We start from the raw sequence: 15,271 nt of genomic DNA on the forward strand, positions 1-15,271 counted from the left end.
GACCCCTCGGTGGGCACCGGTCGTCGCGACGGGGGCGGGCCGCTGTTGCCACACGTGCGGTGAGAGTGTTGGCTGTGGTGGAGAGACCACCCCTGATTCGAGGAGGCACCGTGGCCGAGGAGAACCTGTCCAACCTGCTGCAGGAGGAGCGGACGTTCCCGCCCTCGGCCGAGTTTGCGGCCCAGGCGAATGGCACCCAGGAGTTGTTCGACAAGGCGGCGGAGGACCGCGAGGGCTTCTGGGCCGAGCAGGCCCGCAAGTACCTCACCTGGGAGACCGACTTCGAGCAGGTGCTCGACTGGTCGCAGGCCCCCGTGGCGTCCTGGTTCGGCGGTGGCCGGCTCAACGCCGCCGTCAACTGTGTGGACCGGCACGTCGAGGCCGGCAACGGTGACCGGGTCGCCCTCCACTTCGTCGGTGAGCCGGGTGACACCCGGGACATCACGTATGCCGAGATGCACGACCAGGTGCAGCGCGCCGCCAATGCGCTGGTTGAGTTGGGCGTGAAGACCGGTGACCGGGTCGCGCTGTATCTGCCGATGATCCCCGAGGCCGTCGTGGCGATGCTCGCCTGCGCCCGGCTCGGGGCCCCGCACTCGGTGGTCTTTGGCGGCTTCTCCGCCGATGCCCTGCGCAGCCGCATCGCCGACGGCGAGGCGAAGGTGGTCATCACCGCCGACGGCGGCTATCGCCGCGGGAAGCCCTCTGCGCTCAAGCCCGCGGTCGACGCTGCCATCACCGGTGAGAGCACCGTCGAGCACGTCCTGGTCGTCAAGCGCACCGACAGCGAGGTCGAGTGGACCGACGGGCGGGACCACTGGTGGCACGAGGCCCTCGAGGCGGCCGCACCGGAGCACACCCCGGAGGCCTTCGACTCCGAGCACCCGCTGTTCATCCTCTACACGTCCGGCACCACCGGGAAGCCGAAGGGCATCCTGCACACCACCGGCGGCTATCTGACGCAGTGCGCCTTCACCTCGCACGTCGTCCACGACGTGCACCCCGAGACCGACGTCTATTGGTGCACCGCCGACATCGGCTGGGTCACCGGCCACAGCTACATCGTCTATGGACCGATGGCCCTGGGTGCCACCCAGGTGATGTATGAGGGCACCCCCGACACCCCGCACCAGGGGCGCTGGTGGGAGATCGTCGCCGACAAGAAGGTCACGATCCTCTACACCGCACCCACCGCGATCCGCGCCTGCATGAAGTGGGGAGAGGAGTTCCCCAACGCCCACGACCTGTCCTCACTGCGCCTGCTGGGCTCGGTCGGTGAGCCGATCAACCCGGAGGCGTGGATGTGGTATCGCCGCGTCATCGGCGGCGACCGCACCCCGATCGTCGACACCTGGTGGCAGACCGAGACCGGCGCGATCATGGCCAGTCCGCTGCCCGGTGTGACCGCGGCGCGACCGGGGTCCACGCAGGTGGCCATCCCCGGCATCGATCTGGACGTCGTGGACGAGGCCGGCAACTCGGTGCCCGACGGGTCGGGCGGCTATCTGGTGGCCCGCTCCCCGTGGCCCGGGATGCTGCGGGGCATCTGGGGCGACCTGGAGCGCTACAAGGAGACCTACTGGGCGCGCTACGACGGCCTGTACTTCGCCGGCGACGGCGCCAAGAAGGACACCGACGGCAACCTGTGGGTGCTCGGCCGGGTCGATGACGTCATGAACGTCTCGGGCCACCGGCTGTCGACCACCGAGATCGAGTCCGCCCTGGTGAGCCACCACAAGGTCGCCGAGGCCGCCGTCGTCGGTGCCACCGACGCGATGACCGGCCAGGCCGTGGTCGCCTTCGTGATCCTGCGCTCGGAGGCGGTCACCGAGGCCGACGAGGAGGGCGAGGGCGCCGAGCTGGTCGCCGAGCTGCGCAACCACGTCGCCAAGGAGATCGGCCCGATCGCCAAGCCGCGCCAGATCCTGGTGGTCGCCGAGCTGCCCAAGACACGCTCCGGCAAGATCATGCGCCGCCTGCTGCGCGACGTCGCCGAGAAGCGTGAGGTTGGCGACGTGACCACGCTGGCCGACAGCTCAGTGATGGACCTGATCAAGACGGGCCTGAGCTCGGGCGGTGGTGGCGGCGAGAGCTGACCAATTTTGATAGAGGTCTCGCACGCCCTGCCCGTCTTTTGATACAGGTCTCGTACGCGCTGCCCGTCTTTTGATAGAGGTCTCGCACGCCCTGCCAACCTGAGGGGTCGCGATCTCGCACGTCCGGCCTGCCTGAGTGGTGGCGGTCTCGCTCACACCTTCCGCGTTTTCTTTGCGAAGAACTTACTCTCGTGGGGTCCCCTCCAGACGATCGGAGCGGCAGACTTAAGGCATCGACACGCAGCCGCGGTCCACTCCCTCGGAAAGCGGCAGGCACCGGCTGTCACGGGACCGGAGTCGACAGGGTGCCCACCCGACACGAACAGGGGGTGTCGGGTGGGCACCCCTTTATGTCCAGCCGAGGTTCTCGCCGCCGTTAACGTGATGTCCGGCCGGGACTCCAACCACCATCAGTCTGTGGGCCGGGTGTGCCATCGGGCTGTGGCACAGGCCTTCACGCGTTAGGGTCGTGATCATGACGACCGGCAACCAGACACCCGAGCGGACTATCGGGCAACTCGTCTCCGACGTGACGACCGACATGTCCACCATCGTCCGCAGTGAGATCGAGCTCGCCAAGACCGAGGTGACCGAGGGCGTCACCAAGTTGGGCAAGGGCATCGTGTTCTTTGCCATCGCTGGCGTGCTCGCCCTCTACATGCTCGGCCTCCTCCTACTGGCAGGCGCCTGGGGCATCGAGGCGGCAGGCCTGCCCATGTGGGCCGGGCTGCTCATCGTGTCCGGCGTGCTGCTGCTGATCATCGGCGGACTGGGACTCGCTGGCTATCTGCAGGTGAACAAGGCCCAGCCGAAGCCCGTCAAGGCCATCAACAACGCCGAGCAGACCGTGAACTCGCTGAAGGCGGCTGTGAAGCCGCAGGACAAGGGCACGACAGCAGCCTGAGCCCCCGCGCTCGAGCCCGTCCGCATGTCGGGCCCGCGACAGGTGGTCCCATCCCGTGCACCCAGACCGGCAACGTGAGCATCGTCAGAGATCAGCAGCGCCCTGACCTGCACCTTTGCTTGATGCGTCCTGACGTTGCCTGTCTGAATGCACGCCCCGCCATGGAGATGGAGGTGCGGCCCACGGTCGCGGTCCGCGGTGGCGAGGCTCAGGCGTTGCGTGCGCCGAGCCCTTCCGGGAGCGCGCGCACGTCTGACTCATCCCACGGGACGTCCCAGCCAGCCACGTGCAGCACGTCGGCCAGCACCATCGCGGTGAAGCCCCAGACCAGGAGGCCACCGGCGTTGAAGGCTGGGCCCACCCACCCGCTCGGACTCCCGACGCGGAACCGGTTGGCCGGGTCCACCAGGTCCGCGATGCGGACCTGCAGGACACTGGCCACCTCGGCGGGCTCACGGGCCCACACCCTGCCTGGGCGCGGCCACCAGCCCAGGACCGGTGAGACGTCGTGCGAGCTCACCGACAGGTTGAGCGGGGGCAGGATCCCCGCCACCTCCACGGTCTCCGGCTCGACACCGACCTCCTCGTTGGTCTCGCGCAGGGCCGTGGCCACGAGATCGTGGTCGGTGGGCTCGGCGCGGCCACCAGGAAACGACACCTGGCCCGGGTGCGAGCGCAGAGTGTGCGCCCGCTCGGTGAGCAGGATCGAGATGTCCTCCAGCGCGACCGGCTCCGGCGCACTGGCCGGCTGGGTCGAGCCGCGGGTCCCCGCGCCCGTGGGCGCGAAGAGGAGCAGCACGGCGGACTGCCGGTGACCCGGCTGGCCGGTGGGCGGCAGCTCTCGCTGAAAGGGCCGGACACGAGTCGGATTGCTGGCGTGCTCAACCAGCCCAGAGAGCCAGGCTGGCACCGTCACCGGGGAGGAGCCGTTCGGACCAGCTTGGCGGCCTTGTCCGGATCGGTCTCGCCGACGCCATAGGACGGGCACAGTCGCGCGATCGGGCAGGCGCCGCACGCGGCCTTCTTGGCGTGGCAGGTGCGCCGCCCGTGGAAGACCAGGACGTGGGAGAGCTGCGTCCAGTCCTTGCGCGGGATCAGCGCGCCGACGGCGTGCTCGACCTTGACCGGGTCCTCCTCCGCCGTCCACCCGAAGCGGCGGGCGAGGCGTCCGAAGTGCGTGTCGACCGTGATGCCCGGCACGCCGAACGCATTGCCCAGGACCACGTTGGCCGTCTTGCGGCCCACCCCGGGCAGTTTGACCAGGTCGACCATCCGACCCGGCACCTCTCCGTCGTGCTGCTCCATCAGGGCGACCCCGAGTTTGAGCAGGGACTCGGTCTTGGCCCGAAAGAACCCGGTCGAGGCGATGATCGTCTCGACGTCGGTCCGGTCGGCGCCAGCGAGGGCGCGGGCATCGGGATAGCGACGGAACAACTCGGGGGTCACCAGATTGACGCGCACATCGGTCGTCTGGGCCGACAGGACCGTGGCCACCAGCAGCTCAAAGGGGTTGGTGAAGTCCAACTCGCAGTGGGCATCCGGATAGCGCTCAGCGAGCAGACGATACATCCGGCGAGCCCTGCGAGTGAGCGCCAACGGGGTCTCTCCGGTGGGTGTGTCAAGCGTCTGGGTCACGCCTCCAACCATAGACATCGACTGGGACACTCGACACGACGCGGTGTCTTAGTGGCAGGATGACCACCGTGGACCGTCAAGTCGTGAAGAAGACACCGCTGTTTGCGGCCTTGGACGACGAGACCGCAATGCGGCTCGCCGACTCGATGACGCCTCTGCGTGTGGCGCGCGGGGAGTCAGTGTTCGAGGAGGGTGACCCGGGCGACTCGCTCTATGTCATCGTCACGGGCAAGATGAAGCTGGCTAGGACCAGCGGCGACGGACGCGAGAGTCTGCTCTCGGTCCTCGGCCCCGGCGAGATGTTCGGTGAGCTGAGCCTGTTCGACCCCGGCCCCCGACTCACCAGCGCTCGTGCCGTGGCAGAGGCCGAGCTGATGTCGCTGGGCAACGCCGACCTGCGTGCCTTCCTCGACGGCCACCCCGAGGTCGCCATGATGATGCTGGCGGGCCTGGCCCGGCGGCTGCGGCGCACCAACGAGGACATGTCAGACCTGGTCTTCACCGACGTCCCCGGCCGCGTGGCCAAGGCACTGCTCGACCTGTCGGTGCGCTTCGGCAAGCGGACCGATCAGGGAGTCAAGGTGGCCCACGACCTCACGCAGGAGGAGTTGGCCCAGTTGGTCGGCGCCTCCCGCGAGACCGTCAACAAGGCGCTCGCCGACTTCGCGACCCGCGGATGGCTGGTGCTGGGCGCCAAGTCGGTGACCCTGATCGACCTCGAGCGGCTGCGGCGCCGCTCCCGCTGACCCAGGGGACCACCGACCGGGCTAACTCCCGGCGTCCAGATAGTCCAGCTGCGCCAGCACGCTCTGCCGGGCGGCGGGCCACACGTTGCGCGGCACCTCGGCATACACCTCGGCGACGACCAGGTCCGCCAACTCGGAGCGAGGCCGGTCCTGCTGCCCCACGGTCGCCTCGCGGACCTGAGCTAACCGCTCCTGGCGATGGTCGGCATACTGCCGCACCGTGGCAGCGGCGTCGGGCAGCACCGGGCCGTGGCCCGGTGCCAGGGTGGTGACCGACCCGGTGGTCAGGTCTGCGATCTTCTCCAGGGTGTCCAGGTATGCCGACAGCTGGCCATCAGGATGCGCCACCACGGTCGTGCCTCGGCCCAGGATGGTGTCACCGGTGAACAGGATCCCGTCCTCCTCGAGCAGGAAGCACACCGAGGCCATCGTGTGACCCGGCGTGAGCACGGTGCGCAGGCGCAGCCCACCGATCTCGAACAGCTCTCCGTCGGAGACCGGCTCGGCTCCCGGGAAGTTGCCCCGCAACGGCGCACCGGTCAGCTCACCGAAGCGCTCCAGGGACTGTGCGTGGTCCCAGTGCTCGTGGGTGAACAGCACGAGTCCGACGCGGGCGCCGCGGGCGGCGACGTCGGTCAGGACCTGCTGCAGGTGCTCCTCGTCGAGGGGTCCCGGGTCGATCACGACCGCCTCGTCGGCTCCGGGCGCGGACAGGATCCAGGTGTTGGTGCCCTCCAACGTCATCGGGCTGGGGTTGGGGCACAGGGTGCAGGTCACGCGCTCGTTGAGCGGGCCACCGGTCCACGGGGTCATGACGGGCAACTCTCCTTGCGGTCGGTCTCAGATCCTCGCTGCGACGGTCGGGGGCAACCCGTTGCCGTCCTCGTCGATCGGCGCACGCATCCACAGCGCGTCGTCGTGCTCGACCGGGGCGGGCAGGACGGGCCACACCCGCTCGGCGGGCCGGAGGGCGTCGTCCAGGCTCGCGGCGCGCGCCAGCTGCTCGATCATCACGCGCGTGGGTGGCAGCATCCGGTGCTCGCCCGCGTCGTTGGCGGCCAACAGTTGCTCGGGGGCGGCCCAGAGCACTTCGGTGGCCTCCGAGCTGCGGTCGTCCGCAATCTGACCCTCGGGCAGGCGCGCGACGAAGAACCGGGTGTTGAAGCGCTTGGGCTGCAGTTCCGGGGTGATCCAGTGCGCCCGCAGGCTCAGCAGGTCGGTGCGCAACACCAGGTTGCGCCGGATCAGCAGCTCGGCGAACGACTGCTCACGCGACAGCAGCGCGTCCCGCTCCTCGTCCCAGACCGGGTCGGTCAGGTCGGCGACGATCGACCTCGCATCGGGGCCGGCGAGCAGCACCCCACACTCCTCGAAGACCTCGCGGGCCGCGGCGATGACCAGCTCACGGGCCTGCTCGACCGACGTGTTCATCCGGCGCGCCCACTCCTGCGGGTCAGGACCGGCCCACGGCACGTCGGGGTCCGCGTCCCGGGGGTCCACTCCCCCGCCGGGGAACGCCAGCATGTTGGCGGCGAACGCCATCGTGGCGGCCCGCTTGAGCACGAAGAGCTCGGGCCCGTCGGTGCCGGTGCCAGGGCGCAGCAGCATGACCGTGGCGGACGCCTTGGCGGGAGCAGGCTCCTCGACAGTGCCGCCAGCCTCGGACCCGCCAGGGACCGTCCGCCGAAGCCCCGCGGGCATCGGGAAGTCGCGATAGGTCACGGCTCAGGCCGAGACCGCGACAGTGATCTCCACCTCGACGGGGGTGTCCAGCGGGAGCACGGCCACGCCCACGGCGGAGCGGGCGTGGATGCCCGCGTCTCCGAAGGCCTCGCCGAGCAGCTCGCTCGCGCCGTTGATGACGCCGGGCTGACCGGTGAAGGACGGGTCGCTGGCCACGAAGCCGACAACCTTGACGACGCGGGTGACCTTGTCCAGGTCACCGACGAGCGACTTGACGGCAGCGATCGCGTTGAGGGCGCACAGGCCCGCGAGCCGCTTGGCCTCGTCGGGGTCGACCAGGCCCTCGCCCTCACCGACCTTGCCCGTGCCAGCCAGCGCGCCGTCCACCATCGGCAGCTGACCGGAGGTGTAGACGAGCTCGCCCTGCTGGAGGGCGGGGACGTAGGCGGCGACCGGTGGCACGACCTCGGGCACCGTGTGCCCCAGCGCGGCCAGGCGCTCCTCGACGGCGCTCATGCCTTCTCTCGCTTCAGATAGGCGACGAGGTTGCCGCCGTCCGGACCCTGGAGGACCTGGACGAGCTCCCAGCCGTCCTCCCCCCACTGGTCGAGGATCTGCTTGGTGGCGTGCACGATGAGCGGCACGGTTGCGTATTCCCAGTTGGCCATGGCACGACTCTAGCGACCCTGCCCCGCGGACCGACAGGGCGTCGCGGCCACGTTCTTCCACCATGCGCTCGGTGGCCAGGATCCTCAGCTGCTCGCGCGCTCGGTCGGGGCTGAGAGCACCACACCACGCGCACAGTGGGAGTCAGATCTCGCCACACCACGCGCTCAGTCGGGGCTGAGAGCACCACACCACGCGCTCAGTCGGGGCTGAGAGCGCCACACCACGCGCTCGGTCGAATGTGTGGGGGGCGGTTAGCGGGTGGGGGTCAGGGGGCGGAGGGCGTCGGGGGCGCGGCCGGTGACGATCTGCTCGGCCAGCAGCCGCGCGGTGGCCGGGCCCTGGCACATGCCCCACATGCCGTGTCCGCCGTGCACCCAGACACCGGGGGCCTTCGTCGGGCCGACCAGGGGCAGCCCGTCGACGGTCACCGGACGGGCGCCGACCCACTCGTCCTGACGGTCGGACAGGTCCAGTCCCTCGACCAGCGGCATGGCGTTCTCGACGATCGACTCGATGCGCTGCGGATAGAGCGGTGCGTCCGTCGGCTGGAACTCCATCGTCCCGCCCATCCGGATCCGGCCGGTGTCGCCCAGCGGGGTGCACACGATCCGCTCATAGGGGAAGTAGATCGGGTTGTTCACCTGCTTGCCGTCGGTGGGCTGAGACACCGAGAACGAATAGCCGCGACCGGCCCGCAGACTGGTGCGCACGCCATACTGCTTGGCCAGCGTGGGCAGCCAGGCACCGGTGGCCAGCACCACGGCGTCCCCGTGCACCGGGGCGGCACCGACCAGGTCGACGAAGATGCCACCGGGCCCGTGCCGCAGGCCGCGCACGTCGGCACCCTCCCTGACCTCACCCCCACGGGAGCGGACCGCGTCAGCCAGCGCCGCGACATACGCCCCGGGGTTCATGAACCGCTGACCGTCGATCCGGATGGCCCGGCTGACGTTGGAGGAGACCACCGGCGCCAGCTCGGCCAGCTGCGACAGCGGCACGTCGCTGGCCTCCAGCTCGAGCCCAGCCTCGCGGATGTGGTCGAACTCGAGGAGCAGCCCGTCGGCGTGCTCGCCCTCCTGGAAGGCGGCCAGGATCGGCCCGCTGCGCAGCGCCGCGTGCATCCCGGGGTCGGTCTCCAGCTCGTCATAGGCATCCAGGGCGGCAATGTTGAGCGGGGCGAGGGCGGCCATCGTCTTGCGCCAGGTCGGGCCGGTGCAGCGGGCCGCGAAGCGCAGCAGGAAGCTCCACAGGGGCGGGTCGAGACTGATCGGCACGTGCAGCGGCGCGGAGGGATCGAGCACTGCCTTCATGCCGTATTTGAGGACCGCGGGCTCGGCCAGCGGGATCGCCATCGCCGGCGTGATCCACCCGGCGTTGCCCCACGAGGCCCCAGCGGCGACCGCCGAACGCTCAAGGACGGTGACCTGCACCCCCCGCTGCTGGAGGAACCAGGCGGTGGACAGACCCACCATGCCGGCCCCGACGACGATCACATGCTCAGGAGCAGCCTTGCTCAGCGGCGACATTGCCATGCTCGGACCGTACCAACCCAAGGCGCTCGGGCGACAGGTGGCCCGCGACTGCGACAGAATGGTCCTCGTGTCCCGTGATGTCCTGACCCGTGCTTCGCGTGAGCCGGACCGCACCGTGACGTTCGGACCAACCACCACCGACCTGTATGACGTGTGGCTGGGTCCCGCAGCGGAGGTCACCGTGGTCCTGGTGCACGGGGGGTTCTGGCGGGCGCAGTGGGACCGCGCTCACCTGCGACCGTTGGCCACGGCACTGGCCGATGCCGGCCTCACGGTGGCGCTGCCCGAGTATCGCCGCACCGGGATGCCCGGCGGCACCTGGCCGGGACCCGGCAGCGACCTCGCTGCGGCGCTGACCGCCATCCGCGCCGACGACACCCTGCCGGAGCCGACCGTGCTGGTCGGCCACTCGGCGGGTGGTCATCTGGCGGTGTGGCTGTTGCACCGTCCCGAAGGGGCCGGGCTGCTCGGCGCGGTGAGCCTGGCCGGGTGCCTGGACCTGCGGATGATCGGCCGCCTCGGCCTCGACGACGGCGCGGCCGATGACCTGATGGGTGGCACCGACTGGCACGACGCCCCCTTCCTCGGGGCCGACCCGATGGACCTCGGCCCGACCCCCAGCACGGTCGCCCTGGTGCACGGGGACGCCGATGATCGGGTGCCGCTGGCCGTCTCGGAGTCGTGGATGACCCAGTGCGGCACGCCGGGGCGCGACACCCTGACCGTGCTCGAGGACACCGACCACTTCGACCTGATCGACCCCGAGTCGAGCGCGTGGCCCGTCCTGCTCGAGCACCTTGGCGCACTCAGCACATCGCACCCCAGGGCGGCAACCCGCGGGTCGGCGCGGCACGAGACGTCGTCACCCGAGTCGACATCATGACCTGGCACGGCGGTGAGGGGTCCCCGCGACTGCACATCGTCACGGGCAAGGGCGGCACCGGCAAGACGACGGTGGCCGCGGCCCTGGCGACCGCGCTCGCCCAGGATGGCCAGCGGGTGCTGCTCGTGGAGACCGAGGAGCGACAGGGCATCAGCCAGGTGCTCGACGTCGCGCCGCTGGGCACACAGGAGATCGAGGTCTCCTCCGGGCTGGACGGCGGTGAGGTCTGGGGTCTGTCGATCGAGGCGGGGGCGGCGCTGGTGGAGTATCTGCGCCTGTTCTATCGCCTCGGCCGCGCCGGCGACCTGCTGCACAAGATGGGTGCCATCGAGTTCGCCACGACCATCGCGCCCGGCGTCCGGGACGTGCTGATCGGCGGCAAGATCTATGAGTCCGTGCGGCGCACCGCCTCCGGTCGCGCCCCGGGCAGGCGGAGCCGCCCCGACGAGCCACCGGCCTATGACGCGGTCGTGCTGGACGCCCCGCCGACCGGCCGGGTGGGACGTTTCCTCGACGTCACCGGACAGCTGGCCGACCTGGCCAGGGTCGGGCCGATCCGCAACCAGGCCGACTCGATCCACCAGTTGCTGCACTCCGACACGACGCTCGTGCACCTGGTCACGCTGCTGGAGCAACTGCCGGTCCAGGAGACCCTTGACGCGGTCGAGTCCCTCACCGACGACAGCCTGCGGGTCGGGACCCTCATCGTCAACCAGGCCCGCGACGCCGAGGTCCGCGCGTCGGTCGACCTGGTCGCCGACCGCGAGCCCGACCCGTCCGTGCTGACCGAGCAGCTGGAGTCAGTCGGCATCCGCACCTCCCCCACGATGATCGAGGGTCTCGTGCAGACCGCCGCCGACGCCGTGGCCCGCCGCGACCTGGAGACCTCCCTCGAGGACTCCGTGGTCGCTGCCGGGCGGCCGGTGCTGACCCTGCCGCACCTGCTCGACGGGGTCGGCCCCGATGCGGTGCGCCGACTGGCTGCCGAGCTCGCGGCCCAGGGGGTGGGCTCATGACCGACCTGGATCTGGGCGCTCTGCTCGAGGACCCGGCCACCTCGGTGGTGGTGTGCTGCGGCTCCGGGGGTGTCGGCAAGACGACCACGGCCGCTGCCCTCGCGCTGCACGCGGCCGAGCGGGGACGCCGGGTCGTCGTGTTGACCATCGACCCGGCCCGCCGCCTCGCGCAGGCCCTCGGCCTCACCGAGCTGGACAACACCCCCCGGCCCGTCGTCGGCGTCGACACCTCTGCGGGCGGCTCGCTCGACGCGATGATGCTCGACATGAAGCGCACCTTCGACGAGGTGGTGCTCACTCATGCCGACCCCGAGACGGCCCAGCAGATCCTGGACAACTCGGTCTATCAGGCGGTGTCGTCATCGTTCGCGGGGACGCAGGAATACATGGCCATGGAGCGCCTCGGTCAGCTGCGGGCCCAGGCGCTCGCCGAGGACAGCTGGGACCTGATCGTCGTGGACACCCCGCCGTCGCGCTCGGCCCTGGACTTCCTTGATGCCCCCAAGCGCCTCGGCTCGTTCCTGGACGGGAAATTCATCCGGCTGATCAGTGCACCGGCGCGCGCAGGCGGGCGGATCGGCGCCCGAGCGATCGGGGTCGGGATGTCCGTGGCGTCGGCCACCCTCGGCAAACTGCTGGGCAAACAGTTCCTGCTCGACGTCAGCACCTTCGTGGCCGCCATGGACACCGTCTTCGGCGGGTTCCGCGCCCGCGCTGACGAGACCTATCGGTTGCTGCAGGCCCCCGGCACCCAGTTCGTGGTCGTCGCCACCCCCGAGCGCGACGCCCTGCGCGAGGCCGGGTTCTTCGTCCAGCGCCTGGCCAAGGACAAGATGCCGCTGGCCGGGCTGGTGCTCAACCGCGTCGCCGTGTCACGCGCCCGGATCTCTGCTGACCGGGCCCGAGATGCGGCGCAGTCCCTCGAGGAGTCCGGCGATCGGCATACCGCCGCCGTGCTGCGCGCCCACGCAGACCAGGCCGAGATCGCCGCCCGCCACCGCCGACTGATCCGCGACACCGCCGCCGCCCACCCACGGTTGGCGACCGTCCAGGTGCCCCTGGCCGGGGCCGACATCGCCGACCTGCCCGCCCTGCGCCGCGTCGCCGAGGCGCTCAGCACACCGTGATTCCGAAAACCGTGATTCCCAGGGTGCGCCGGTAGTCTGGAGTCCATGCGTGCCACCACCCTTGCCCGCGTGACGTCCCTGCTCGGGGCGTTTTTGGCGATCTCGCTGCTGATGGGACTCATCGGTGCGGGCCTGTTGCTGCCCGTCATCGGGGCCGGTGGCACCGCTGCACGCGAGGGCGTCGGGATGTTCGAGGAACTGCCCGGCGACCTGGAGCAGAACCCGCTGGCCCAGCAGTCACGCATCCAGACCGCCAACGGCAACCTGATCGCCACGCCCGCCCAGGAGAACCGCATCCTGGTCGGGCTGGACGAGATCTCACCGTTCATGAAGCAGGCGCAGGTGGCGATCGAGGACGAGCGCTTCTATGACCACGGAGGCATGGACGTCCGCGCGCTGACGCGGGCCCTGGTCAGCAACGCGACCTCTGAGAGCACGCAGGGTGGCTCGACGCTCACCCAGCAATACGTCAAGCTGCGCCTCGAGCAGGAGGCGCTGCAGGAGGAGGACAGCGAGGCTCTCAACTCTCTGCGGGCCCGCAGCGGCATCGAGGGTTACGTCCGCAAACTGCGCGAGCTCAAATACGCCGTCACCCTGGAGCAGCGGCTGACCAAGGACGAGATCCTCGAGGGCTATCTCAACCTCGCCTACTACGGCGACCGCGTCTTCGGCGTCGAGGCGGCCGCGCGCCACTACTTCGGCGTCAACGCGATCGATCTCAACCTGCCCGAGGCGGCGACGCTGGCCGGCATCGTGCGCGCCCCGAGCATCACCGACCCGATCAACGACCCCGAGAACTCCCTGGCGCGGCGCAATGTGGTGCTCGACAAGATGTATCAGCAGGGCATGATCACCGAGAGCGAGTGGACCAAGGCCCGCGAGTCCGAGATCAAGCTCAACGTCACCGACAGCCAGCGCTCCTGCATGAACTCGGCGCACCCCTACTTCTGTGACTACGTCACCGAGTGGCTGCTGCAGCACGACGCCCTGGGCGAGACGCGCGAGGAGCGCGAGACGCTGCTGACCACCGGCGGCCTGACGATCACCACCACGCTGGAGCCCGCGATGTCCGACCTGATCAACAAGCGGACCAAGGAGTATGCCCCTCCGGGCAACGAGTACAAGCTGGCCTCGGCCGGTGCGATGGTCGAGCCGGGCACGGGGCACGTGCTCGCCTTCGGGCAGAGCTCGGACTACAACATCGAGGAGTCGCAGGACCGGTTCAGCGAGACCTCGGTCAACTGGAGCGTCGACAGCCGGTATGGCGGCAGCGAGGGCTTCCAGATCGGCTCGGTCGCCAAGGCCTTCACCCTCGTCACCGCCCTGGAGACCGGCGTGCCGATCGAGGCCGCCCTCACCCTCCGCAAGGCCGTGCAGGTCGACGACGAGGGCAACTGGCGCGACCCCAACAAACCCGGCTCACACCCCGAGGGCGACACCCAGCCAGCCGTGATCTTCACGCCCGAGGACTTCCAGGAGGGGTGCAGCATCGGCTCGCCAGAGTGGGCCGTGCGCAACGCCGAGGGCGCCAACCACGAGACCTCGGTCACCCTGCGCAAGGCCACGATGTCCTCGATCAACACCGCCTTCGCGACGCTGGCCTCCCAGGTCGGCACCTGCAACATCCGCGACACGATGACCGAGATGGGCCTGCACGCCGCCTCGGGCGAGGCCTACGGCGCCGGCCCGGCCAGCGTGGCACCCACCTTCGTGCTGGGCGCGGACAACGCCAGCCCGCTGACGGTCGCGACGTCCTACGCCACGATCGCCTCCGGTGGCCTCTACTGCCCGCCCGTGCCCGTCACCAAGATCACAGACTCCAGCGGCAAGGAGATCCCGCTGAACCTGCCCGGGTGCGAGCAGGTGATCGACCCCGACGTGGCCGCTGGCACCGCCGAGCTGATGCAGGAGGTTGTCAGCCTGCCGGGCTCCGGCTTCCGTGCCGTCCTGGCCGACGACCGCCCGGCTGGTGGCAAGACCGGCACCGCGGACGAGAGCAAGCACACCTGGTTCGCCGGCTACACCCCGCAACTGTCCACCGCGGTCTGGATCGGCAGCCCGGGCGCCAAGTATGACGGCGACCTGAAGGACTTCACCCTCGGGGAGCACACCATCGACGGATGGTTCTATGGCTCAAAGCTCGCGGCTGTGCTGTGGAAGGACATCATGGACAGCGCGCTCGAGGGCGAGCCGGTCGAAGACTTCGACGAGCCGTCCAACGAGATCACCTATGGCAAGGACCGTCCCGTGCCGGACGTCGAGGGTCAGTCTCTGGAGGACGCCATCCGCACCCTGGGCTCGGAGGGCTTCCTCACCGAGGACCATGAGCGTCGCTCGAGCCAGCCGGAAGGCACGGTGCTCTACACCTCACCGAGCGAGGGCACCATGATGAAGGCCGGCAAGACGGTTCACATCTACGTCTCCAGCGGCGGGTGGTCGTCGTCCTCCGACGACGACGACTGATCAGGCGCTGAGGGCCCGCTTCACTGCCGCGGCGATCCGGCCACCCTCAGCGCGACCGGCGACCCGCGGCTGCAGCACCTTCATGACCTGGCCCATCTGCTGCATCCCGGTGGCACCCACCTCCGCGACGGCCGCTGTGGCCAACTCGTCAAGCGCCGCGTCGTCGAGCTGCTCGGGCAGGTAGGCCTCGAGCACGACGAGCTCGGCCTCCTCCTGGTCGGCCAGCTCCTGGCGCCCCGCGCCGACGTAGGCCTCGGAGGCCTCGCGGCGCTTCTTGGCCTCCTTGGTCAGAACCTTGAGCACCTCGTCGTCGGTCAACACGCGGGCCTGGGTGCCGGCAACCTCCTCGTTGGAGATCGCGGTCAGCGCCATCCGCAGCGTCATCGAGCGGACCTTGTCCCGGGCGCGCATCGCGTCGTGCAAGTCGCGCTGGAGGGTGTCCTTGAGTGCTGTCTGCTCGGTCATGGGCCCAGTCTCTCACCGCACCGACGTCGCAACCGCCGCGGTTTGCGATGAT

At 69.9% G+C, this 15,271-nt stretch carries 15 protein-coding genes; 7 read left to right on the forward strand and 8 right to left on the reverse strand.

Features of this window, described 5'->3' with window-relative positions:
* Nucleotides 1–110: 110 nt before the first annotated feature.
* Both acs and NF556_RS18910 read left to right on the forward strand, forming a co-directional pair.
* Entirely contained in the window at nucleotides 111–2,096 is a 1,986-nt protein-coding gene (gene acs, locus NF556_RS18905) for an acetate--CoA ligase (protein WP_252592740.1), read from the forward strand.
* A gap of 475 nt (nucleotides 2,097–2,571) precedes the next feature.
* Complete coding sequence (locus tag NF556_RS18910) at nucleotides 2,572–3,000, forward strand: phage holin family protein (RefSeq protein ID WP_252592741.1); 429 nt, start codon at nucleotides 2,572–2,574, stop codon at nucleotides 2,998–3,000.
* 208 nt (nucleotides 3,001–3,208) lie between these two features.
* Here the strand turns inward: NF556_RS18910 and NF556_RS18915 are convergent, their stop codons facing one another.
* Entirely contained in the window at nucleotides 3,209–3,799 is a 591-nt protein-coding gene (locus NF556_RS18915) for an NUDIX hydrolase (RefSeq protein WP_252592742.1), read from the reverse strand.
* 113 nt (nucleotides 3,800–3,912) lie between these two features.
* Nucleotides 3,913–4,647 carry an endonuclease III gene (gene nth / locus NF556_RS18920; RefSeq protein ID WP_425607080.1) on the reverse strand — a complete coding sequence of 245 codons (735 nt, stop codon included), beginning with the start codon at nucleotides 4,645–4,647 and terminating at the stop codon, nucleotides 3,913–3,915.
* Nucleotides 4,648–4,703: 56 nt separating this feature from the next.
* Between nth and NF556_RS18925 the strand changes: the two genes are divergently transcribed.
* A complete protein-coding gene (locus NF556_RS18925) occupies nucleotides 4,704–5,381 on the forward strand; it encodes a Crp/Fnr family transcriptional regulator (protein WP_252592743.1) in 678 nt (225 codons plus the stop codon).
* Between the two features lie 21 nt (nucleotides 5,382–5,402).
* Here the strand turns inward: NF556_RS18925 and NF556_RS18930 are convergent, their stop codons facing one another.
* The 5 genes from NF556_RS18930 to NF556_RS18950 all read right to left on the reverse strand — a co-directional run bounded on the left by NF556_RS18930 (nucleotide 5,403) and on the right by NF556_RS18950 (nucleotide 9,265).
* A complete protein-coding gene (locus tag NF556_RS18930) occupies nucleotides 5,403–6,194 on the reverse strand; it encodes an MBL fold metallo-hydrolase (protein ID WP_252592744.1) in 792 nt (263 codons plus the stop codon).
* A gap of 27 nt (nucleotides 6,195–6,221) precedes the next feature.
* Nucleotides 6,222–7,103, reverse strand: coding sequence for an NUDIX hydrolase (locus NF556_RS18935; RefSeq protein WP_252592745.1), 882 nt, complete (start codon nucleotides 7,101–7,103; stop codon nucleotides 6,222–6,224).
* A 3-nt stretch (nucleotides 7,104–7,106) separates the two neighbouring features.
* The gene (locus tag NF556_RS18940) at nucleotides 7,107–7,580 is read right to left on the reverse strand and encodes a RidA family protein (protein ID WP_252592746.1); all 474 of its coding nucleotides are present in this window, start codon (nucleotides 7,578–7,580) and stop codon (nucleotides 7,107–7,109) included.
* Complete coding sequence (gene sp36 / locus NF556_RS18945) at nucleotides 7,577–7,732, reverse strand: Sp36 family protein (RefSeq protein WP_247091496.1); 156 nt, start codon at nucleotides 7,730–7,732, stop codon at nucleotides 7,577–7,579. Before sp36 ends, NF556_RS18940 begins: the two co-directional genes overlap by 4 nt.
* Nucleotides 7,733–7,984: 252 nt before the next feature.
* Entirely contained in the window at nucleotides 7,985–9,265 is a 1,281-nt protein-coding gene (locus tag NF556_RS18950) for an NAD(P)/FAD-dependent oxidoreductase (protein ID WP_252592747.1), read from the reverse strand.
* Between the two features lie 67 nt (nucleotides 9,266–9,332).
* Here NF556_RS18950 and NF556_RS18955 point away from each other — a divergent pair, with 67 nt between their 5' ends.
* From NF556_RS18955 to NF556_RS18970, 4 genes are read left to right on the forward strand one after another with little or no spacing between them, the layout of a single operon-like run.
* Nucleotides 9,333–10,148: an alpha/beta hydrolase family protein gene (locus NF556_RS18955; protein ID WP_252592748.1), complete on the forward strand. Its 816-nt coding sequence runs from the start codon at nucleotides 9,333–9,335 to the stop codon at nucleotides 10,146–10,148.
* Nucleotides 10,145–11,164, forward strand: coding sequence for an ATPase BagA (bagA, locus tag NF556_RS18960; protein ID WP_252592749.1), 1,020 nt, complete (start codon nucleotides 10,145–10,147; stop codon nucleotides 11,162–11,164). Before NF556_RS18955 ends, bagA begins: the two co-directional genes overlap by 4 nt.
* Nucleotides 11,161–12,291, forward strand: coding sequence for an ArsA family ATPase (gene bagB / locus NF556_RS18965; protein WP_252592750.1), 1,131 nt, complete (start codon nucleotides 11,161–11,163; stop codon nucleotides 12,289–12,291). The genes bagA and bagB overlap by 4 nt, the downstream gene beginning before the upstream one ends.
* Nucleotides 12,292–12,336: 45 nt before the next feature.
* Nucleotides 12,337–14,754, forward strand: coding sequence for a penicillin-binding protein (locus tag NF556_RS18970; RefSeq protein WP_252592751.1), 2,418 nt, complete (start codon nucleotides 12,337–12,339; stop codon nucleotides 14,752–14,754).
* Here the strand turns inward: NF556_RS18970 and NF556_RS18975 are convergent, their stop codons facing one another.
* The gene (locus tag NF556_RS18975; protein ID WP_252592752.1) at nucleotides 14,755–15,219 is read right to left on the reverse strand and encodes a GatB/YqeY domain-containing protein; all 465 of its coding nucleotides are present in this window, start codon (nucleotides 15,217–15,219) and stop codon (nucleotides 14,755–14,757) included. It lies immediately after the preceding gene.
* Nucleotides 15,220–15,271 lie beyond the last annotated feature (52 nt).

This window comes from Ornithinimicrobium faecis (assembly GCF_023923225.1).
GTDB classification, from domain to species: domain Bacteria; phylum Actinomycetota; class Actinomycetes; order Actinomycetales; family Dermatophilaceae; genus Ornithinicoccus; species Ornithinicoccus faecis.

Coding starts and splice junctions, on each gene's coding strand:
- bagA (WP_252592749.1), top strand. CDS start 10,145: ATGACCTGGCACGGCGGTGAGGGGTCCCCGCGACTGCACATCGTCACG.
- NF556_RS18940 (WP_252592746.1), bottom strand. CDS start 7,580: ATGAGCGCCGTCGAGGAGCGCCTGGCCGCGCTGGGGCACACGGTGCCC.
- NF556_RS18930 (WP_252592744.1), bottom strand. CDS start 6,194: ATGACCCCGTGGACCGGTGGCCCGCTCAACGAGCGCGTGACCTGCACC.
- bagB (WP_252592750.1), top strand. CDS start 11,161: ATGACCGACCTGGATCTGGGCGCTCTGCTCGAGGACCCGGCCACCTCG.
- NF556_RS18910 (WP_252592741.1), top strand. CDS start 2,572: ATGACGACCGGCAACCAGACACCCGAGCGGACTATCGGGCAACTCGTC.
- nth (WP_425607080.1), bottom strand. CDS start 4,647: ATGGTTGGAGGCGTGACCCAGACGCTTGACACACCCACCGGAGAGACC.
- NF556_RS18970 (WP_252592751.1), top strand. CDS start 12,337: ATGCGTGCCACCACCCTTGCCCGCGTGACGTCCCTGCTCGGGGCGTTT.
- sp36 (WP_247091496.1), bottom strand. CDS start 7,732: ATGGCCAACTGGGAATACGCAACCGTGCCGCTCATCGTGCACGCCACC.
- NF556_RS18975 (WP_252592752.1), bottom strand. CDS start 15,219: ATGACCGAGCAGACAGCACTCAAGGACACCCTCCAGCGCGACTTGCAC.
- NF556_RS18950 (WP_252592747.1), bottom strand. CDS start 9,265: ATGGCAATGTCGCCGCTGAGCAAGGCTGCTCCTGAGCATGTGATCGTC.